Below are 20,952 nucleotides of genomic sequence, written 5' to 3' on the forward strand. Positions count from 1 at the left end.
AGAGCAGGCACGGGAAGCTCAGTGCTGACAAGGTCGCCGCGCTGGCTGCGCTCGGGCTGGAGTGGGCGAGTACGTAGGACATTCGAGGAGGTAACGACAGTACCTCTTCGGATCCCACGATCCGATCTTCAAGATATATCCATAAATGAGGGCAAAACTGGTCTTTCGGTGGCAACCTATCGTTGGGCCTCGTCCACAGGCGCGAGGTCCGCGGTGAGTGCCAAGTGGTCAATGACGTCCAGGCAGCGGTCGCGGTCAGTTGGACTGCCCTGCCGGTCCAGGCGCAGCAACAAGGGGATGAGGTAGCGCCCGGTCAACCGTGCGTCAGTTCCTTGGGCTGCCGCTTGCTCGCATGCCTCGATCGCGGCCGGGGGCAGGCTGGTCTGCTGGTTGAGGGTGTTGAGGAAGGTCCTCTTGTTCTTTGGGAAGGCCTTGCTGCGGGTGAATGTCTGGACGAAATCGTTCAGGGCAGCCGCTTTCAGTTGCTTGATATTGAAGGTGGCTCTGGCTGCGCTGTCACGGATGGTGGGGTCGGTGTCGTTGAAGAGGTCGGCCAGCCATGGGAGGGAGAGCTCTGGGTGTTGGGCGAAGACCTGGGCCGCACCGTTTCGTGCGGGCTCGCTCAGTTCCTGAACCGTGGCAGGGAGGTCTGGTGTCAGGACTCCCCAGAGCGCGAGGCAAGCCCAGGCCTGGCCGCCGCTGTTACCGGCATCCGCCGGAAGCGACAAGGCTTGGAAGAGGTGAGGGCTGAAGCGGGACGTGTCTTGTTGCAGGGCCGAGATCAGCATGTCGCGCACGGTGTGGGCACCATAAATGTCCGCGGCAGTGGAGGCCAGTAGTTCGTCCGAGAGATCCATGGCGGTGTCGGGGCTGTACTTGCGGAGTGCATGTACCGGCTGTGCGGCGCAAGCCCGCACAGCCGGTGACGGATCCTTGGCCAGACGCTTCACAATCGGCGTCAGTGCGGACAGGTGCTGCTCTCCCTGCCACAACAACGTTCCAGCCACACTTGCGACCTGTCCTCGGTTGGTGTTGATCCCTGCAGTGACGAGGTTATCGGTCGCGGTGTAGCCGTCGCTGGCACTCTGGTCTTCGGAAAAGATGTCGAGCAGTCTGACGAGGGCCTGGTTGGTTCTGGTGGGGTTGGACTCGATAGCGCGGCAGATCTCCGGGATGCTGGATGGACCGACACACTGGTAGGTGTGTGCACACAGCTCGGCAAAGACGTTCGCGTCCAGGGACGGCGCGTTGGCGTGAAGAACAGCGGTGAAATAGACCAGGAGCGTGGTGCTGTCCAACGCAAGAATTAGGCGGGCGAACCGCTGCGGGTCGAGCTCTGCTTGGCGGCCCAACGTCTGAGACAGTGCGAAGGCCCCTCCTCGCCTGCTCCACGGCCCGTTGTTCTCCGGCTTGGCGTAGATGGCCAGGGCCTTCAGCCAATGCTTGTCCTCCATCCGGGCAGCTGCCGCGTCGCTGATGGCCGACACGACATCGCCTACCGCTGAGGATGGCGAGAGAGTCAGGACCCCTGGTGCGTCCCTCCCGAACTTCCTTTCCCACTCCCCCAGCCGTCGACGTACCAGATCCGAGCGGCGCGTCGGGTCTACCGCCGACAGCAGCCGGTACTGGGTGATCCCCAACAAGCCTCGGCGATCGAGGCGAGGACGTTCCCAAGAGGGGAAGTGGCCCAGAAGGGCCGTGACAAGAGAGTCGAGGCTGTCCTTGGAACAGCCGGGAGTTACGGATTTGATCATGTCCCGGGTGGCCCACAAAACATCATCCCAGGTTCCTTGACGGAAACGGTCGTCTGCCAACAGCCACGCCACTGCCTCATCGGGCTGGTCAATGACTGTGTGCACACGCGCCACGATGTAGTTGGTCTCTGGCCCGTTGATCGCCATGAGTTGTTGCAGGGCTCTTCTGGCTGTGTCGGGCTGGCTTGCTGCCAGTGCGCGCAGTGCCTGGTCGAGGCCTCGGATGAGGAGGGATCCCACGTCGTGGGTTCCGAGGTACGGGTGCGCCCAGGAGGTCTTGTCGCCGGACTCCCTGCCGGCCTTCTTCGCAGCGGCGATCTCCAGGACGAAGGGCAGTACCTCAACGACGAAGGTAGCGGGAGCGCCGTCAGCACAGGGAGAGATCACGTCGCGGGCTGTGGGTGTGTACTCAGTGAGGAAGCCCGCCGTGAACGGGTCCGGCTGCCCGTCCCACAAGGCGCGTGCTGCGGCCCGGCGGAGATATGCGCCCAGAATCCGGGTGGCGCTGTGGGGGTCTTGGCCCGCCAGAGAGTCCAGGTTGCTCATGAGAGCCGTGCCACCCGTCTCACGTCCGTGGGGGTCGTCTAGTTCGCCTCGGTCGATGAGTTCCACCACCAGCGGCTCAAGGTCGGCGCTCATGGCCCAAAAGACCAGGCGCTGCAGCCGTTCTCTCCAGACATCTGACACACCGACGTAAGGCTGCACCAGGTCTGAGACCCGCCGCGACCGCTGGCCGACGACGCTGACGAGAAAGTTGAATGCCTCTTCGCCTGTGGCGGGATCTGCAAGCAGGCCTTCCCAGTACTCGTCATGATCGGCGGCATCGAACCACGCGGGTTGTGCAAGAAGCGACCGAATCTTGGGCGCCAGTGGCGAGGGACTCCAGGCCAGGTCCGCCACCACGTTCCAGTCGTCGGATGTGGCATCGATCTGACGCAGGACCGTGATGACCACGTCGTTGATGTGCGGGCGGATCACCTGCGATTCGAGGAGTTCACGGGCATCAGTGCGAAAACGGTTGGGGTCGATCGCCTCAGTGTGCTCCAGGATCTGCCGGGTCTGCGCCCGGCGGAACAACGCCTGTCCGGAGTCCACGAGGAAATCGTGGAGCGTGGTGGTGCCAGTCATGAAAGTGCGCGCGAAGAGGTAATCGAAGTAGGACTCGTGGAAGAACCCGGTGCGGGCGCCGGCCTCCTTCACGAGAATGCCCTCGGACTCAAGGACCCAGAGATCGGCGCGATCGAAGGCGTCCAGTATCGGATCTGGGGCGCTCAGGGTCTCGTTGTCGCTCAGGTACTCCACCAAGGCTCCGGTGATGCGTGACCACGCTGCTGGGGTGGTCTTGGGTTCGAGGGCTCTCCGGCGTTCCTCGGTGAACTGGTCGTACAACTGCTGCAGAGTGCGGTAGCTGCCCGTACGGGCAGCGGCAGTGAGCCGGCTGAAGACGGACAGGTGTAGGGGAACCCTGAGCAGCCGTAGCGTCTGCGAGCTCAGGTTGGCGGGATCGCTTCCGGAACGCAGAAGCACCTCGCGGACGGCATCGTCGGACAGCTCGTCCAGCCTGAACCGCCTGACGCGTTCGGTATGGGAGGCCAGTTCTCTTAGGCGGAAGTCGTGCTCCACATCGACAGTGCGCGCCACCAGCAGCACTTTGACCTTGGGCTCGTAGAGCAGTTGCCCCAGCATTTCGTCCACGGCGACGAAGACCTCGGCCATCCGGCCGCCGTAGGTGCTGACCGCGTCCAACTGGTCGACCACCAGCAGCGCCGGCTGGCCGCCCGCCACGCTCGCCAGGACGACCGCAGGGGAATCCTCCAGGCCCATGGCGCCACTACGGCCCAGGGCGGCCGCGCTCTGCGTGTCCGCGCTCACCGCGCTCATCCGCACGGCGGCCGTATACCAACCCCTCTCCTGCAAGCGCTGCGCGACCTCGCTGACGACCGTGGACTTCCCCATGCCCGCTGCTCCCTCGCACAGGACGATCTGCCGACCGGACGAGCCCGTCGCGGTGAGCAGCTCGACAAGATCGTCCGCATGCGGGCGTGCAGCAAGGCCAAAAGGCACAGGCTGGGCCTTAGCGCTGAAGACGAAACGCTCAACCGTCCCCCGCAGAGCATCCACCGTGGTCGTGTCACCGACCAGGAAACGTCGCCTGACCTTTCTCTTCTCCAGGTAGCCCCACACCAGCGGAGCGGTCAGAACATGGTGGATCTGTTGGTCGAACAGGGCGCGCAGGATAGAGACGACAGCTTCGGAGTCGCCTTGCACCAACGCGGCATAGCTCAAGTTCACGGCCCGCTGGAGCCCTTCCTCCGGCTCATGCAGAACCTCGACCAGCCGCAGGTACTTCCACGCGGTTTCCTGGTCGACATCCGCCCACGCCGCAACGACCTTCGCAAACAATGCAGCGTGCGGACCTGTCCGGCTCTCCTCGAAGTCTTCGAACACATCCGCATCCCGTGCACGCACACACAGGCCACGCAGACTGGGTGCGTCAGTCGCCACGATCAGACGGACCCGCTTGCCCTCGGCAAGCTGCGCCTTGACTTTCCGCAGCACCTCGGCAAGCACACCCGGGGTCCACGCCTTCCCGCTGGCCTTCACCTGATCACAGCACGGACCGTCCGGAAGCCGAATCTCGAACTCAATGCCCTCACCGGCCGCGTTCAACGGCTCCAGATGAATGCTCGATGCCTCTCCCCTGAGCAACCGCGCGACCTGCAGCGCCGTCCACCAATGCTCGAACCTATTGGGGAGTTTGTCCCCGGCCCCACCAGCTGTGACCATCCAGCGCCCCGTAACCCACCGTGAAATTCCAGGCCCAACCACCCGAAAGCCACCACGCTACCCGCCCCCGCCGGCACCCCTGCCAGGAACACCACACCGTGCCCCAGACACCTCATGGTCTGGTCGGTGGCCGATGAGAAGTTCCAGGAGAATCTGGAGGCCGCGAAGGCGTACGAGGAGCACTGGACGCTGTGCGCTTCCCGTACGGCGACCGTGCTGGACCGGCCGGTGGGGCAGTGGCTGTCCAGCCTCCGTCGCCGACGCCCTGGCGGGCCGCCCCGAGTGGGAGACCGCGCTCCAGGAGGTCGACCCGGACTGGAACCCCGAATGGCCGGCCGACTGGCAGCGGCACTACGCGGCCGTACGCGAACTGCTGCGCGACGAAGACAGCCAAGCTGGCCGAACCGACGTCCTGCCGGCATGACCATCCACGGCCAGGACGTCGGACGATGGCTCATCAAGCAGCGCCAGCACGCCACTTGGACGGGGCTGAAGGCCGGGTATCGCAGGCGCCTGGAGCAGCTCGGCATCACGCCACTGCCCCCGCCCGCGGAGGCGGAGGCGGAGGCGCCCACGAAGCCCGCCACAGCGCCCGTGGGGGCCTTCGCGCGGGGCGTTGCGGCCCTGACGCAGTAACGGCCACAAGCTCGACCGTCCCCAGGCCCCTGTAGAAGAGCTGGAGGACGGTCAGGAACACGCGATCAAGCTGCGTTATGGGCGATGAACCTCAAGGGCCGCAGAGCGAAGCTGACCGCCGATCAGCTCCGGAAACCCTCGGGCCTCGGGCTGGCGTGGGCGGCGGAGGAAGCGGCAGCGTGATGACCGGTGTTGCTCTGAGGAGCAGCGGGTGCAGGCGGCCGTACGGCGGCAGCGCCGGGAGATGGACGCGCTCTGGGCGGAGAAGGCCATCTCGGTCGTCCTGGCCGACCCGCAGGTACAGCGGGTGAGTGCGCAGATTCAGGAGGCGGAGACGCAGTTCGGCCTGGAGCTGCGCACCCGCCTCCAGCCCTTCCAGGACCGTTACGACCAAGCCGTGCGCGACGGCGACGCCGCCCGGCTCACCGGGATCTGTCCGGGCAAGCACGGCCGCTGGGGACGGATCTGCGTCCTGGACGACGGCCACGAGACCTCGATGGAGGAACCGCACTGGGGCCGCAACAGCGAGGGCCGGCCGATCGCGTGGGTGGGCAGCGCGCCCGGCGACTGGTGAATCGCTGCTCATCGTCGGTGGAGACCGGATCGCGGCCGGGCACGGGAGTCGACCTTCCGGCCGATAGAGTCCATCTGATCAGAGGGGGTTACTGATGAGCGGACGGTCTGTTGAGCTGCCGGACATCCCGGGGGCCGGCGATGAACTCGAGGACTATGTCGCCGCGCTGTTCCAGGCGTCAGGTCACTACGTGGAGAAGCAGATCGTGGAGTCCGATCCTGCGGACCTCCTGGAGCTTGACATCGTCACCACGGACTACGCGCATGAAGAGGCTGTACGGAGGCTTGTCGAGGTCAAGGGTGGGGGTTGGGGATACACCGATCTCTTCAAGGTCGTCGGTTGGATGCAGTACCTGAAGATTCCCCGCAGCGCCTTTTTCATCACCCGGTGGGACGACCGTGGGACCGCGCCGCGCCGGATGGAGCCCTTGGGGCTGGACGTCGTCTGTTTCGACGACTTCAAGACCGCTCCGGCGTACTTCACGGAGAAGGGCTTCGGAGCGTTCTCAGAACCAGAACTCATCGGGCTGTGGCGCCACTCCTACGGTGTCGAGCGGAAGTTCGTCAAGCTCCTCCACAAGCAGGCGAAGGCGGGAGACGAGGGAGCCCGGGCGGCGAAGACCTACCACCGGCAGATCAACAACGGCACCTTCTTCGCACGGGCCCCGGAAGAGTCCCTGGCGATGTTGTACGAGGCGTACGGCGAGCATCCGAAGCTGACGCGCGGCTATGCCGATGAGCTCGATGGAGGAACGTTCGACCCTCAGTCGGAAACGGCCAGCAGCGTGAGCTACAGGGGCATGCTTGATGGGAAGCGCCCAGAACTGCAGGCCTGCGCGTACCTGGAGCACCGCGCCCGGCTGTCGATCTTGAAGTCGGCAGTCGACTACGCGCTCGCGCATCCCGACGGCGCGCCGGAGTTCAGAATGTCGGAGGACCGAAACGTTTTCATCTTCCAAGGGCTCACTTACCACACCCTGCCGGCGACATTCCACAGCGGCATGGCCTGGCTGCGTGAACAGCCGAACTTCTGTCGCTACGCAACCTTCTGGCAGCAGCTGCTCTGGGGATGGGGCGGTTTCTATCTCGATGACCGGGAAGAGCAGGAGTTCGAATGGATGTCGAGGTACTCCGGCATCCCGGCCGACGAGATCCCAACGGCGCTTGAGGCGTTCGACCGCTTCTTCCCCATCACCGGCAACTGGTTCGTTACGGCTGGAGACACGGACGTCCGCATGGTCAAGATGGTTCCCCTGAGCTTCCAGGGGATTGGCGCCCACCATCGCCGCGTCCAGTACAAGCTGAGCAAGGAGTCCGGCTTCTCCGGGCTGAACCCGAGCTCCCGATACACCGGCAGCGATCTCGGCAAGCGAGTCAACTGCACCGTTGACTTCCTGCTCGATCAATAGCCGCACCTACCTGGCAGCCCGCCCCCGCAGCGCGGGTCCGTCCGCCCCGGGGCGCCTCTCCCCCACCGCGGCAGCGAGGACGCCGCAGCAGGCCGGGCGTCTGCGGGCATCCCCGGTGACGCGCCATCAGCACCCGGGCACCAGGACGCGGGGGTCTACGGTGGTGATCTTGTGGAGGAGGGGATGTGGTGGGCCGACGGGCTGGCGTACGGCTAACAACCGCGGATACCGGTCACTGTCCAGCGGAAACGTTCACGCCGAGTCCGGTAACAGCTGGAGCCCGGAGCCGTTCGCGGGAACACCCGGCGTTCAGCCGGGCGGCGCTGATGTGTCAACGCCGGGGCGCGAGAGACGGTGGGCGGGGGTGATGGGCGTGAGGTTGATGTACCCGTAGTTCCCGGAGCGGCAAACGTGGCAGGGGGCTGCCGGGATGTCAGGCGGTTGGGGCGCGCAGGGCATTGGCGCGGATGGCTGCAGCCCTGATGATGATGTGCTGCCGGATCCGCTCGTATTCGGAAGTCTGCTCCGGGTCGGCGGCGGCTTGGGCGTAGACGTCGCCGGTGAGGCTCTGGTCGATGGCGGCCAAGGCCGCGAGGGCTTCCTCAAGGGTGCGCAGGTGCGCGACGGGTGTTGCGTCAGCGGTGGGTGCCGCGCGCGAAGCTCCACTGTTCGAATTTGATTCAAACGTGAGCGCTCGAATTCGAGCGCTCACGTTTGATTTTTGTTCGACATCTGTCAGCTGGAGTGGGCGGATCTGCCGGTGGCCTGCCATCCGTGGCGCGGGCCTCGGGGGCTCGCGGTCGGGGCCCGGGGCACTTGGCTGCTGTGCCAGCGTGCGGCGGGCAATCTGCTCGATCGCTGTCCTTTGTGCGTCGTTCTGCTCCGGCAGATGCTTGGGAAGGTTGTTCTGGACGACCTTCAGGACTTCTGCGGTGGTCTGGCCTCCGAGTTCAGCTGCGACATCACGGACGACCTCGAAGAGGGTGACTGCGACGTCCAGGCCGTGCCGCTGTTCGGTCCTCCTGGTGACGACCATCTGCGATGGCTTGGGGACGGTGCCGGTCCGGCGGACCGTCTCCAGGGCGAGTGGCGCATGCAGGCGCAATTGGCGGACGTAGCCGGCGGAGCGGCCGATCCTCTCCTCCACGTACGCCGCGAGACTGGCGTGGGTAGCGCGCCACCAGCGACCCCTGGCGGCGCGCTCCAGCCCCTGCGCGATCACCCACAGTGCGGCGTCCCCCGCCGCGAGGGCAGCGCCGATGACCTCCTCGGTCTGCTGCAGTTGCAGTTGCTCGGTCTGCGTCAGGTCCGAGCGCTCGTGTTCCCCCACCTCCCGCACGTCAGCAAGGGCAGGCAGCCCCTCGGCCAGCCGGAGCACCGCCTCCACACCGGACGCAGCAACGTGAGGCCGGGCGTTGCGCACGCGGCCGGACCGCTCCACCTTGCCGGTGTTTCCCGCCATCGTTTGAAGCCTCCTAGACTTCGCAGACTCTCCGCAGGCCGTGATCACTGCGTTGCGGGGCCCAGCCGACGGCGGAGCCGTGCATGACCGGGCTGTCGTGGGCCACGAGCAACGGCTCGCGCCCCGCTGATTGGGTGCGGGGTGCGATCAGGTTACCGCCTCTGGGGGCTGAGGGGATCGACTCCTGAGGGTGGGTCAGGCCTGGATGGTGTGGTGGGTCAGGTGTTGGAGGACTGTGTGGTTGGCTTCCCAGCCGTCGGGGATTTTGGAGGGTGCGCCCAGGTAAACCGGCTCGTCACAGGGGTGGGTGTCGAGGACGTCGGCGATGCCGGCGCGGGCGACGACGATGCAGGTGTGGCGGTGGCGGGAGGTCAGGACACACAGGCGGCCGGCTTCCAGGTGGAAGGCGGAGGCGTCCGTGCGGCCGGAGAGAGGGTGCAGGACCAGGGTGACGCTGCACTGGTGGCCCTGGAGGCGGTTCGCGGTGCCGATGCTGATGCCGTGCAGGCGAGGATAGTGCTGGGCCTGCAGGGAGCGCAGGCGTTCGGCCTGGACGCTGTGCGCGGTGCCGATGGCGATGTCGGCGGGGCGCAGGACCTGTCCCTCGGGGTTGAGTTCGCAGGTTGTGGTGGCCTGTCGGATCAGGAGCCGTTCGGCGAGGGCGAGGGTCGTGTGGAGGGCTTCGAGGTCGATGCGGTGGGTGCAACGGGCGGGCAGTTCCAGCAGTGCCCAACCGGTGCGGGCGGCGTGTTCGATGGTCGCGTCGAGGGGGGTGCGTATGCCTTTGGCGGTGAAGGCCAGGGTGCGCTGCGTCTCGTGGGTTCCAGCGCGGAAAGAGGTGGAGGGGTAGAAGGCTTTGTTGATCAGGGGGACGGCCGAGGGGGGCAGGCGCCAGGAGACGGGCAGGGAGTGGAGGGGCAGGTCGCGGTTCTTGTCGAGGACGACGGCCGCCGCGCTGTTGACGGGGTGGTGGGGCAGGCCCTCCCAGCGGGAGGTGTCGATCTCGGAGAACGGGTCGAGTTGTCCGGGGTCCCCGACGAACAGGGTCTGGTCGAAGAGGCCGGCGGTGCGCAGAAGTGTGCCGGAGCGCATCTGGTAGGCCTCGTCGATGATCGCCCAGGGCCAGTGCCGGTCCGTGACGGTCGCCCATTTCAGGGCGGTGCCCACGATGACCTGGGCTGTTTTGAGGTCCTGGATGCGAGTGCTGGCCCGCACGCGGGGCAGCGTCAGCAGGCTGTCGGGCACCGTGTACTGCGTTGCGGTGAGCCGGGCGATCGACAGGCGGGGGTGGAGGTTGGTGAGGCGCAGCACGAGGTCGTCGACCTGGGTGTTGGTCTGGGCGATGACGGCGCAGGGGTGCCCGGGCCGGGTGAGGATTCCGGCGGCGCGTGCGACCAGGGTGGTTTTGCCGGCGCCGGGCGGGGAGTCCACGACCATGCCGCGGTGGGTGAGAGTGGGGAGTTGGTCCAGGATGGCGCGGGTGGCGGGGTCTGCTGGTTGCGCCGGCTGGTGCGAGGAGGTCACTGCTCCTCCTTGCTGTCGCCGTGGTCGGGGGGTGGTCCCCCGTGGGTCCAGGGGGTCTGGTCGCGTGAGGGGAAGGCTGGTTTTCGGGAGTGTTCGGGGGCGGCGGTGAGCACGAGGAAGGCGCCGGCGCTGGGCAGAACGGTGTGGTTGGGGCGGTCGACGCGCCCCATGCCGGCGGTGATCTCCAGTTCCACGAGGGTGTCGCTGTCCCGGGGGATGACCTCGCGGACCTGGTAGCGGGCGGTGCGGTGCAGGTGGCTCGCGAGAAGCCGGCCGGGTTCCAGATGTACGGGATCCTCGGTGGACAGGGTGATCCGTGGGCGCCACAGGGCGCGGCCGGTGGTTCCGCGGATGATGTGCTGGGTGTCGACCGCGGTGACGGTGCCGCCGACGGCTTCGCCTGCGGTGCGCAGTTCGGCACGCACGAACGGATCCTCCAGGGCTCGGTCGGTGTGGAAGGCGGCTGCCGCTGCTTCCTTTCGTTCCAGGCCGATGGCGGCGGCCACTGCCTGGTCGTGGGCCGGCCGGGAGCGGCCACCCTGTTCGAGGTAGGTGCTCTGGTCGGTGAACTCGCTGCGCTCGGTGGCCCAGCGGCGCCCTGCGCTCGGGGTTTCGGGGATGGCCTGCAGCAGTGTGTAGGCGTGCCACATGCGGTCCCAGGTGGGCTGGAGGTAGCCCGTCAGGAGTTGTTCGAGATCCTTCAGGGCTGGTGCGGGGTCGCGGGCGAAGGCGTCGAACAGGGGGTCCAGCTTCTCGTTGTCGAAGGCGGCGGCGGTGCCGGGGCCGGCGGGGCGGTGCGTGGCCGGGTCTTCGGCGCGGCGCGCGGCGTCGCGTCCGTCGGCGCTGCCGGGGGGCGGGTCGATCCATGCCAGGAGAGTGGCGAGGTCTTCGTCGTCCTGCGGACTCTGCCCCGTGATCCAGTGCATGGACAGCAGGTCGGTGAGGGGGATGAGGGCGGCGGAGCCGGGTATCTCGGCGCGGTCGGTGAAGTGGGTGAGCCACTGTCCCAGGCGCCTGGCGGAACGCGTGGCGGGGGTCTGGTCGTCGAGGGGGCGGAACCGCAGGTCCAGTCCGAGGTTCTGCAGGAATTTCACGGCTTGTGGGTTGGGGACCAGGAGTTGGGGCGCGTCGGTGTAGCGCTGGTATGCCGGGCGGGTGGAGGTGGCGGGCAGGTATTCCCTGCTGAGCTGGTGGGATTCGATGTGGACGATCAGCGTCTCGGCCAGGGCCGCGCGTATGGTGGCGGTGCTGCCCGAGGGCGGCGCTGTCAGCAGGCGCGGCCGCAGGGGGTCGGTGCCCAGCATGACTGCCAGGGGTCGTGCGGCGGGTCCGGTTCGTTTCAGTGGCAGCAGCATCAGGGGCTGGTCGCTGAGGTGGAAGTGGCGTACGTGGCTGGTGCGGATGGCGTTGCCTGCGGCGTCGGCACGCAGCCGCAGCAGGGATGCGAGCAGACTCATACGGTGCCCGCCTGGAGGCCGTCGTAGAGGCGTTGTGCGTGGCGCAGGGCACGGGTGATGTCCGCTTGGGCGTCCGAGGGGTGGATGCGGCCATCGACCAGGGCGAGGGCGGTAGTCGAGGTGACTATGCCGGCTGTGTCCTCGCGGACGATGGTGCCCAGTGCCTCGGTGCGGTTGCGGGCGCGGGCCTCGTCGCGGCAGTGGACGGCCAGGTCGCAGTGGCTGCGGCAGCGGCGGGGGGTGTAGCGCGGCGTCAGAAGGGCCAGTGCGGCAGCAAGTTCGGTGCCAGGACGGGTCGGCTTCCCGTCCGGGCCGGAGACCGGGTCGAAGGTGGTGTCCGGCGGGAGTTGGTCAAGTAGTTCGGGCAGGCGTCGCAGTCGGTCCAGGTGGAAGCGCAGGGTCCTGACCTGTCGGCGGGCGCATTGGAGTACGGCCGTGGGGCGCGCGGTGAAGTTCAGCGGGTTGATCAGGACGACGTCGTCGGAGACGCGCTCGGGTGGCAGGCCTTTGTCGGCGAGGATGTCGCGCAGGGCCAGGATGTAGGCGGCGGCCTGGGTCAGTGCTGCGTTGACGCTGGCCGGGTCGGCCTGCCCGTAGATGACGGGGAAGGACTTGATCTCCACGACGTGGAAGGTGCCGTCGTGGTGGAAGGCGACGACGTCGGGTTCCAGGTAGACGTGGTGGCCGGCGACGGGCAGGCGCAGGACCGGGTGGTTGAGCAGGGTGCGCGGGGGCGCCAGGTTGGTCGCTGCGGCGAGGATGAACGAGCGGGTGTGGATGTAGCGCAGCCGGGGTGTGGACCTGTCCTGGTCGGTGGCGACCGAGTTGAGGTCTTCGTAGCCGACCTCGGGCAGGTCGAGGTCCAGGGTCTCGCGCAGCAGGCGTACGAGTTCGGCGTGGTCGCGGCCGATGACCCGGTCTTCGAAGGCGAGGCCGTGTTTGAGGGCGAGTTGGGATTTCCCCGAGGGCCTGGGCGCGCCCAGGTGGGCGGCGAGGGCGTCCTTGTCGATGCCGGCCGCGTCGAGCACGGCCCGGCGGTCGCAGGCAGGGTTGGCGGTCAGCGCGGCCAGGGTGCGTGCACTGTGCGGCAGCGGCCGGCTTGGTCCTCGCAACACGTCCAGACGTGTGTCGAGCGAGCTCACGGGTTTCCTCGGAAAGGGGCGGGGCACTGCTGTGCGGTCGGAAGGGGGTTACGCCGTGCGGCGGACGCGGTTCGCGTTGTGCAGGGTGCTGCCGAAGATCTGGTCGGTGTCGTTGAGCTGCTTGCGGGCGCGGTCGGCCGCGTCTGCGCGGGTGTTCGCATCGTCTGTGGCGTGGACGGCCAGCTCGTCCTCTGCAGCAGCGCGCAGCGCGTCCAGTTCCACGGGACCCCGGGTGCCCGGGTAGCCGGGGATGTTGCGGCGGTAGTGCTGCAGGAGCTGCTGGAGGGGCTGGGGCGGGACGTCGTCCGCGCGCTGCCCGGCGGCGTCCGCGATGCGCAGCGCGGCGGTCAGGAAGTGGACCCGGTGGGTGAGCGGCCCCACCAGGCGTTGTTCCAGCGGCCAGTTGCTCAGGGCGAGGAGGGCGCGGGCCGGGGAGAGCAGGTCGCAGGTCAGGGCCGGGCAGATGTAGTACGTGCGGGCGAAGGGGGCCGTGCGGAAGGAGCGTTCCTCATCACGGCGCACCGTGGTCAGGCGCGGGGTGTTCAGCGGGTGCCCGTAGAACGCCTCGTGGACCTGGCTCAGCAGTTTCGGCGTGGTGGGGACGGTCAGCAGGGTCAGCGTCTGGTGGACCTGCTCGCGGATGGGCAGGCCGCCGCGCGGGGGCCGGGGCGCGCTCGCCGGAGCGGGCTCCGGCTGGGCTGACGCTGTTTCGTCGGCGGGCAGGACCAGCGAAGCCCAGTATGCCTGTGTGCTCTTCAAGTCCGCGTACAGCGAGGCCACTTGGGCGTCGTCGTGTTGCAGGCGTGCCTGCAGCATCGCGTGCTGCAGCTGCTGCATGCGTGTCTCGAGTGCCTCCAGGAGCTCCTGCATGTCTCAGATATTAGCAGGACCCTTCTTTTCCTGTTTTACCTCGTGTTTCTGATGTACGGTTCTGGGGCCGCAGGCACTTCACGTGTCTCGCCACGCCTCCAGCGCGTGCCCCTGACGACGTATCCGGGGACGCGCTCCCACGCTTCCAGAAAGGCTCATGGCTGCATGAGCAGAGTGATCCACACCTCCGACTGGCACCTGGGCGCCACCTTGTACCGGCACTCGCGTGAGGAGGACTTCGACGCAGTCCTCCCCGAGATCGCGGCCCTGGCCCGGGAGTGCCAGCCGGACCTGATCGTCCACAGCGGCGACCTGTTCCACTCCTTCCGCCCGGGCGCCCGGGACCTGTCGCGCGCCATCCGCACGCTGGACGAGCTCGCCGCCGTCGCCCCCACCGTGGTGATCGCCGGCAACCACGACTCCCCCGCCTACTTTGAGTTCCTCAACCTCGTCAGCGGCCCGACCCGGGGCCGCGGGCTGTACTTCGTCGACCGATTCCGCCCCGGGCGCGAGGGAGGCATCCTGACGTTCGATGCCTGCGGGGGCGAGCAGCGCATACGCCTCGCCGTCATGCCGTTCGTGCACCCGAACCAGTTCTGGCAGCGTTCCTCCCCATCGGGCGTCACGTCCGCCGACTACGTGCAGGCGATGCGCGGACTCCAGGCGGAACTGACGGAGGCGCTGCACGACGAGTACGACCCGGGCCGGGACGTCCTGCTGTTCGCCGCCCACCTGTTCGTCGCCGGCGCCAGGCCGGCGCACAGCGAACGCGGCGTGGACACCGACGCGGCCTTTGCCACCGCCCCGGAGGACCTGCCGGCCGTCTCGTACGCGGCGCTGGGGCACATCCACGCCCCACAGGCGGTGAAGGGCGTTCCGTTCGCGGCCCGTTACGCAGGCAGCCCGCTGCAGATGGACTTCGGCGAGCACAAGGACGTCAAGAGCGTCGTGGTCGTCGACGCCGACCCGGGCCGGCCGGTACGCGTCCAGCCGCACCGCCTGACCGGCGGCCGGCGGCTGGCCTATTTCGAAGGGACGCTGGACCGCCTGCGCGCCGAGGCCGGCCAGTACGAGGGAACGTTCCTCAAAGCGGCCATCACCGGCGAGGACGACGGTGTGCTGCTGAGCCGCAGGATCGCTGACATCGTCCCCGGCGCGATCGTCGTCGACGCGGCCCCGGTACGCGAAGCAACGGCCGGCAGCGTGCTGGCCGACATCCCGGCCGACGAGCCAGACCTGCCCGACTCGTTCCGCACCTATCTGACCGAAGCAGGCCTGGACGAGCCTGCCGCACGGTCCACCGCCACCGCGTTCGCCCGCCTGCTCAGCGAGGTCGACGACGAGGCTCCCCCGCCGGTCCCGGCCGAGGAACTGCTGCGCGCCGCGCTGGAGGACATCTGGACGGGGACGGAGGCGTCATGAGGCCCCTGCGACTGACCGTGTCGGGGGTCCGCAGCTACCCCGGCACCTGCACAATCAACTTCGCCGGCAAGCGGCTGGCCGGGATCCTGGGCGACACCGGTGCGGGCAAGTCCACCCTCCTCGAAGCCATCATCTTCGCCCTGTACGGCAGATCCTCGTGGGCCGCGGCTAACGGCCGTGAGCTGATCAGTACCGGACTCGACGAGATGAGCGTGGCGTTCGAGTTCTCCGTCGACGGCCGGCCGTGGAGCGTGCGGCGCACCCAGTACAGGAAGCCCAGCAAGCGGCCGAAGGCCGTGCTCGAGCCCCTGGACGGCGACTCGTCCCTGGAACGGGTCGACTCGAGTGACAAGGTGACCGAGGCGGTCTCCCAGATCATCGGCCTGGGCTACGACGGCTTCGTCAGCACGGTCCTGCTGCGCCAGGGCAACTTCGACACATTACTCAAAGCCGCCCCCGCACACCGCGCGGGCATCCTGCGCCACATCTTCGGCATCCACGAACTGGAACGCGTGCGCAAGCACACCCTCGCACGCATGGAGGCTCTGAAGGCGAGCACGACCGAGGCCGCCTGGGCCCGCGCGAACCTGCTGCGGGACCCGGTCGCCAGCGCCGCCCAGGCGGTCCTGGACGTGGAACGCACCCGCATCACCGCGACCCGGCGGCGCGAACGCCTGGACCTCCTGCGGCACGCGCAGGGCGAAGCGGCCCGGAGCAAGCAGCGCAAAACCGAACTGGACCGAGCCGCACGGCTGCTGCGCGAGCGCGCCACCGCCGACGCCGGTGCCACGATGGCCGAACTCGCACACACCCAGCAGGCCCTCGACGCCGAAACGGCAGCCCTCGACACGGCCGGACACGAGCTGCGCCTGCGCGTGGAGGCCGCACAGACCGCGCTGGATGCCGCCGCGCAGGCCGGTCACACCGTCCGCTCTCTCGACAGTGCCCTGACGGCCCTGTCCCGTCTGCCCCGGCGCGTGAGCGAACTGGACGCCACGGCCCGGCGGTTGGAGCAGGAGCTGTTGCTGCACAGCGCGCAGGAGCAGGAGGACGCGCAGGCCCGCCAGGACCTGCAAGCGCGCGAGCAGGCCAGGGCGGCGCTCGCCGAGGCGGCCGGGCAGGCCGAGCGCGCCGTGAACCGTGCACGTACCGATACCGACCAGGTCCAAGAAGCCGTCCGGGCGGCGCTGCAGGAGGCCTGCGCCGCGGCCGTGCACCTGCAGAGCCAGTGCACAGCGCTGGAATCCGCGGACGGCCAGCGCACGCGCAGCACCGGCCTTCAAGAGCGGCTGGAGCCCCTGCACAAGGCGCACGACGCGGCACAGGACGCGCTCGCGGCACTGAAATGCGGCGACGCGGCCCACGCGGCCGGTGCCGCCCTGGCGCCGGGGGACGCCTGCACGGTGTGCACCCAGACGGTGCCCAGCGGCTTCACCGCCCCGCCGCCGCTGGACGGCAAGGCCCTGGAGCGGGCCAAACGCGTGGTCCGCAAGCACGCACTGGCCTACAACAACGCGGTGTCCGCTTCGGCACAGGCGGCCGCCGAGTTGGGCGCGGCCGAAGCGAAGGCCGCCGAGCACCGGCGCGAGCACCTGGGTGCCCGCGAGCGTATGCAGACAGCGCTGCTGCAGGTGAAGGAGCTGGCGGTCGCAATCGGACCGATGCGCTCGCCCGCCACAGCCCTGGCGCTGGACGCGCTCGTCCAGGAGGTCGTCGACCAGGCACAGGCCATGAGCGAGGGCGAGCCGAAGACCCGGCCCCAGCTGTCCCGTGCGGTCACCGCTCTGGTGCGGCCGCTGCGCGACGCGGAGGCGGACACGCTGCAGGAGCACACGAGCGCGCAGGCGCGACTGGCCACAGCGCAGGCCGAGGACGACGCGGCCCTGGCTGAGCTCAGACGACAGCGCGCTCGCCTGCTGCGTGAGCGCAAGCGGCTGGACAAGGCACAGCAGCAGTACGACAGCGATCTGCTGACGGTGACGAAGGAGATCGCCGAGCTGCCGGTCCCCCTGCGCCCCGGCGGCCCCTCGCAAGAGACGCTGCCCGATGCGTCGGCCATTGCCCGGGCGAAGGCCACGGCCGAGGAACTGCTCCCCCGGCTCGAGCAGACCCAACGCGAGCGTGACGAGGCCACGCAGGCGCTGGCCGCACACGCCGAAGACCGGCAAGCCCTGCAGGAACGGCACCGGCTGACAGTCGAGGTACCCACCCGCGCACTGCTGACCCGGCTGCAGCGCTGGGCAGACGCGGCTACCGACGCCCAGAGCGTCCTCGACCACCAGGAACAGGCCGAGGTCCCGTCACCGGTGGACGGCAGTGACCTGCCCGGCGTCGAGGCATACGCGGCCGCTCTGGCCTCTCTCGGCACGCGGCTGACCGACGAGCTGAAGCAGGCCTCGCGGCAGGCCGCCGCACAAATACGCGCGTTCGAGAAGGAGATCACCGCGCAAGCCGGCGCCCGTGCCGACGACACCGACCCGGACCCCGGCTTCCCGCTGCCGGCGAAGGGCGACCCGCTGGCTCCCGGTTGCCTGGACCCGCTCAGCCGCAAGACCAGCAAGGCGGAGGCCTCACACGACAGGGCCAGAACCGAACTGCGCACCGCGCAGTCCCAGATCCCCTACGCCCAGACACTGGACACCGCCCTGCAGGAGGCGCATCGGCAGATCGCGGAGTGGAAAAGCGTGTGCGACCACCTCACGGATGCCAACTTTCTCAGCTACCTCACCGAGCGACGCACCCGTGCGCTGCTCGTCCACGGCAGCAGGATCCTGCTCGAACTCTCCGCAGGGGCATACGCGTTCACCGAGGACTTCCGGATCATGGAGCTGGCCACGAACCTCACGCGCAGTCCGGAGACCCTCTCCGGCGGCGAGACCTTCCAGACCTCCCTCGCCCTGGCCCTCGCGCTGGTCGAGTTCCACAGCCGCAGCCACAGCAAGCTGGAGAGCCTGTTCCTGGACGAAGGATTCGCCTCGCTGGACGCCACCCGACTGGAAGACGCGCTCGCAGCCCTGCGAAGCACCGTGCTGGCCGGGGACAAGACGATCGTTGTCATCAGCCACCTGTACTCGGTGGCAGAGGCCGTCAACGACGTTCTGTGGGTCGGCAAGGTCGCCCACGAGTCCAGTGCGGAGTGGCTCACGCCGGAGCGGCGCGAGAATCTCATCCAGGACGGCATCAAGCAGTTGCAAGAGCTGACCTGACATCCAGCGGGCCGGCCGGCTCCCGCCCTCCTGTGCGCGACGGCCGGCCCGCCACCTGCTCCACACCACCCGGCAATGGCCCCGCACGCCCGCAAACGGCGCGCGGGCAGGCCTGCGGGCGAACCATCTCCCGGGCAGCAGCGACCTCGTAGAGACCCACCGGTTGCAGGCGACAGGCCGCACCGGGCCACGAGCCGTGCCCGGTGCGGGACACCGGTATCCGGGCACAGCCCGCACCCCCTCGGGGGGACCTGAAGCGCCCGGGCCCGGGCCGGCCCTGTGCGCCGTAGCGACATCATCGAAGGAGGCGACCGCGTGAGCGGCTCCCCTGACTCCACGTCACCACCCCTCACCCCACCGGGCCTCACCGCCCGCTGGGCCAAGACCGCGGCGCTGTCGCGCCTGACCGCACTGGACGAGCACGGCCATCTGAGGACCGCGCACGTGAACCTGGCCGCCGCAGCGCTGGGGCGCTCGCCACGCACGGTATGGCGGTGGATCGAGCGGGCGCGCACCCCTGGTGACGCCGCACCGGCCCGCGCGAAGTTCACCATCACCTCGGAGATCCGGCGGCTGCTGGTGCTGTGGGGAGGCAACGCCTCCGCCGTGCACCGCGAGCTGGTGCAGCGCCGCCGGAAGGACCCCAAACTGCCCAAGGTGCCGTCGCTGGCGACGCTGCACCGAGCGCTGCGCCGGGACCTGACCCCCGGGGACCGGGCCGGGCTCGCCCACGGCGAGGCCGCCCGGCGGGCCTTCGACGTGTTCGGACAACGCCCGACGGAGCACCGCAACGCCGCCTGGGAGGGCGACCACAAGTGCGTGCCCGTGCAGGTGTCGGTGGAGGGCGAGCACGCGCGGCCCTGGGTGACCTGGTTCATCGACTGCGCCACCAAGGTCATCACGGGCGTGGCCGTGACCCCCCACGCGCCCAGCAGCGACGCGGTGCTCGCGGCCCTGCGCACGGCCCTGGACCGTGCGGAGCCCTTCGGCCCGGCCGGGGGCCTGCCCGACCTGATCCGCGTGGACCGCGGCAAGGACTTCCTGTGCGCCGCGGTGACCTCGGCGCTCGGCGCGTTCGCCGTGCCCGTCATCGACCTGCCGGCGTACACCCCGCATCTGAAGGGCACGATCGAGGCGCTGAACGACGCGGTCGAGGAGATGCTGTTCGTCTCCATGCCGCGCTACGTCCACCAGCAGAAACTCCCCGGCGGCCGCAGCATCGACCCGGACGCGCCGGCGCTGGCCTTCGAGGCGTTCGTAGAGCTGCTGCTGAAGTGGGTGGACTGGTGGAACACCGAACATCTTCCCCGAGCGCTCAACGGCCGCACCCCGATCGAGGCGTGGCAGGCGGACCCCACTCCCCTGCACGACATCCCCGCCGCACAGCTAGCCCGCTTCGGGCTCACAGACGACGGACGCACCCGCAAGATCACCACGCAGGGAGTGCGGTGGCGTAACCGCCACTACATCGCGCCGTGGATGGTGGGCCGGGCTGGTGTGCCGGTCGTGACGCGGCACCTGCCCCACCACGGCACCAGCATCGAAGTGTTCGGCCTCGACGGCGTACACCTGGGAACGGCGGTCCTGGCTGAGGCAGCCAGCAAAGAGCAGGTCCGCGAAGTGCGCAACGCCCGTAAGGCCAAGGAACGACAGCTGCGCGCGGACATGAAGGCCGCAGCCAAGCTGCGCCGTGAGCGCTTCAAAGCCGCCACCACCGCCGCCCCGCCCGAGCGCCTGGGCGCGCTGACCGAGGCGGAAGCCGACGCAGAGCTCTCCGGGTGGGACACCTCCGGCCGAAGGCAGGCCAATCCCGGCTACATCCCGCACCAGCCCGTCCCGGACGGCTGGGCACACCCGCTCCCGCCTGGCACCGGCGAGCCGGACCCCGACAATCCCAAGGAGAACACGTGAGCGGCGACATGGACTACGGCAAGCTCCCCCCGGAGAGCGCCGACCACTTCCACCACCTGGACGCCCACCTGGTGGCCACCGACGCGCTCATGACGACGCTGGACAACATCCAGGCGACGATCGAGGCCAAGGCCATGATGTGCGCCTACGGGTCGGCCGGCTACGGCAAGACGATGTCGGTGAACTCGGCACTGCGCAAGCTCGCCCCCGACATCACCTACCGCCTGGAACTGCGCTCGGGCCCCACCCCTCGCGACATCCGCCACGGCCTGTTCCGGGCCCTGGGGCTGCCCGGGGAGCCGCCGACCCGCCCGATCGAGTTCGACACCCTCCTGAAGGAGACCCTGTCGCAGACGTTCCGGGTGCTGGTGTGCGACGAGGCCCAGTGGATGGGCCGCAGCTCGTTCGAGTACTGGCGCCATCTGTGGGACGACCGCAACACCGACATGGCGGTGATCTTCGCCGGTGGCGACAACTGCTACAAAGTCCTCAAGCGTGAGCCGATGCTGGCATCGCGCGTCTTCATCTGGCAGAAGTTCCAGCGCATGTCCGAGGACGAGGTCCTCGCCACCCTGCCGGTGTTCCACTCCCTGTGGGCGGGCGTCGACCCGCAGAAGGTCCGCGGCATCGACCGCGCCGCGGCGCACGGCAACTTCCGCAACTGGGGCACCATCACCAAACACATGCTCAACGGCATGGAGCAGATGGGGCTGACCGAGGTCAACGACGAACTCATCAACTGGGTCTACAGCAAGCTCGGCGGCATGTAGGACGGCGTGTCTGGGTTCCCGCGGCGGGC

The 20,952-nt window shown here is 68.6% G+C and carries 13 protein-coding genes; 7 read left to right on the forward strand and 6 right to left on the reverse strand.

What is annotated here, in order from left to right:
• Window positions 1-176: 176 nt before the first annotated feature.
• Window positions 177-4,541, reverse strand: a complete 4,365-nt coding sequence (locus OHA64_RS00090; RefSeq protein WP_405606301.1) for an NACHT domain-containing protein — start codon at window positions 4,539-4,541, stop codon at window positions 177-179.
• 420 nt (window positions 4,542-4,961) lie between these two features.
• Between OHA64_RS00090 and OHA64_RS00095 the strand changes: the two genes are divergently transcribed.
• The 3 genes from OHA64_RS00095 (at window position 4,962) to OHA64_RS00105 (ending at window position 7,159) form a co-directional block, all read left to right on the forward strand.
• Window positions 4,962-5,177, forward strand: coding sequence for a hypothetical protein (locus tag OHA64_RS00095; RefSeq protein WP_405606303.1), 216 nt, complete (start codon window positions 4,962-4,964; stop codon window positions 5,175-5,177).
• A 211-nt stretch (window positions 5,178-5,388) separates the two neighbouring features.
• Complete coding sequence (locus OHA64_RS00100; RefSeq protein ID WP_405606305.1) at window positions 5,389-5,751, forward strand: hypothetical protein; 363 nt, start codon at window positions 5,389-5,391, stop codon at window positions 5,749-5,751.
• Window positions 5,752-5,845: 94 nt separating this feature from the next.
• Complete coding sequence (locus tag OHA64_RS00105; RefSeq protein ID WP_405606307.1) at window positions 5,846-7,159, forward strand: hypothetical protein; 1,314 nt, start codon at window positions 5,846-5,848, stop codon at window positions 7,157-7,159.
• A gap of 433 nt (window positions 7,160-7,592) precedes the next feature.
• Here the strand turns inward: OHA64_RS00105 and OHA64_RS00110 are convergent, their stop codons facing one another.
• The 5 genes from OHA64_RS00110 to OHA64_RS00130 form a co-directional block, all read right to left on the reverse strand.
• The gene (locus OHA64_RS00110) at window positions 7,593-8,621 is read right to left on the reverse strand and encodes a hypothetical protein (RefSeq protein WP_405606309.1); all 1,029 of its coding nucleotides are present in this window, start codon (window positions 8,619-8,621) and stop codon (window positions 7,593-7,595) included.
• Window positions 8,622-8,816: 195 nt separating this feature from the next.
• Window positions 8,817-10,145, reverse strand: coding sequence for an AAA family ATPase (locus OHA64_RS00115; RefSeq protein WP_405606310.1), 1,329 nt, complete (start codon window positions 10,143-10,145; stop codon window positions 8,817-8,819).
• A complete protein-coding gene (locus OHA64_RS00120; RefSeq protein ID WP_405606312.1) occupies window positions 10,142-11,602 on the reverse strand; it encodes a hypothetical protein in 1,461 nt (486 codons plus the stop codon). Before OHA64_RS00120 ends, OHA64_RS00115 begins: the two co-directional genes overlap by 4 nt.
• Window positions 11,599-12,744 carry a hypothetical protein gene (locus OHA64_RS00125; RefSeq protein WP_405606314.1) on the reverse strand — a complete coding sequence of 382 codons (1,146 nt, stop codon included), beginning with the start codon at window positions 12,742-12,744 and terminating at the stop codon, window positions 11,599-11,601. The genes OHA64_RS00120 and OHA64_RS00125 overlap by 4 nt, the downstream gene beginning before the upstream one ends.
• Before the next feature lie 48 nt (window positions 12,745-12,792).
• On the reverse strand, window positions 12,793-13,614 hold the full coding sequence (locus OHA64_RS00130) for a hypothetical protein (protein ID WP_405606316.1): 822 nt from the start codon (window positions 13,612-13,614) through the stop codon (window positions 12,793-12,795).
• Window positions 13,615-13,779: 165 nt separating this feature from the next.
• On the opposite strand from OHA64_RS00130, the gene OHA64_RS00135 reads away from it, so the two are divergent.
• The 4 genes from OHA64_RS00135 (at window position 13,780) to OHA64_RS00150 (ending at window position 20,923) form a co-directional block, all read left to right on the forward strand.
• Complete coding sequence (locus tag OHA64_RS00135; protein ID WP_405606318.1) at window positions 13,780-15,036, forward strand: exonuclease SbcCD subunit D; 1,257 nt, start codon at window positions 13,780-13,782, stop codon at window positions 15,034-15,036.
• Window positions 15,033-18,242, forward strand: coding sequence for an AAA family ATPase (locus OHA64_RS00140; protein WP_405606320.1), 3,210 nt, complete (start codon window positions 15,033-15,035; stop codon window positions 18,240-18,242). Before OHA64_RS00135 ends, OHA64_RS00140 begins: the two co-directional genes overlap by 4 nt.
• Window positions 18,243-18,635: 393 nt before the next feature.
• Complete coding sequence (locus tag OHA64_RS00145) at window positions 18,636-20,153, forward strand: Mu transposase C-terminal domain-containing protein (protein WP_405623789.1); 1,518 nt, start codon at window positions 18,636-18,638, stop codon at window positions 20,151-20,153.
• Window positions 20,150-20,923 (forward strand): AAA family ATPase, encoded by a 774-nt coding sequence (locus tag OHA64_RS00150; protein ID WP_405606322.1) that lies wholly within the window; start codon window positions 20,150-20,152, stop codon window positions 20,921-20,923. Before OHA64_RS00145 ends, OHA64_RS00150 begins: the two co-directional genes overlap by 4 nt.
• The last annotated feature ends 29 nt before the right edge of the window (window positions 20,924-20,952 follow it).

The sequence above is a fragment of the Streptomyces sp. NBC_00076 genome (assembly GCF_045041235.1).
In the GTDB taxonomy this organism is placed as follows: Bacteria; Actinomycetota; Actinomycetes; order Streptomycetales; family Streptomycetaceae; genus Streptomyces.

Excerpts from the sequence above, each read along its gene's own strand:
- OHA64_RS00095 (WP_405606303.1), top strand. The coding sequence starts at position 4,962 with ATGACCATCCACGGCCAGGACGTCGGACGATGGCTCATCAAGCAGCGC.
- OHA64_RS00120 (WP_405606312.1), bottom strand. The coding sequence starts at position 11,602 with ATGAGTCTGCTCGCATCCCTGCTGCGGCTGCGTGCCGACGCCGCAGGC.
- OHA64_RS00135 (WP_405606318.1), top strand. The coding sequence starts at position 13,780 with ATGAGCAGAGTGATCCACACCTCCGACTGGCACCTGGGCGCCACCTTG.
- OHA64_RS00110 (WP_405606309.1), bottom strand. The coding sequence starts at position 8,621 with ATGGCGGGAAACACCGGCAAGGTGGAGCGGTCCGGCCGCGTGCGCAAC.
- OHA64_RS00090 (WP_405606301.1), bottom strand. The coding sequence starts at position 4,541 with ATGGTCACAGCTGGTGGGGCCGGGGACAAACTCCCCAATAGGTTCGAG.
- OHA64_RS00140 (WP_405606320.1), top strand. The coding sequence starts at position 15,033 with ATGAGGCCCCTGCGACTGACCGTGTCGGGGGTCCGCAGCTACCCCGGC.
- OHA64_RS00130 (WP_405606316.1), bottom strand. The coding sequence starts at position 13,614 with ATGCAGGAGCTCCTGGAGGCACTCGAGACACGCATGCAGCAGCTGCAG.
- OHA64_RS00105 (WP_405606307.1), top strand. The coding sequence starts at position 5,846 with ATGAGCGGACGGTCTGTTGAGCTGCCGGACATCCCGGGGGCCGGCGAT.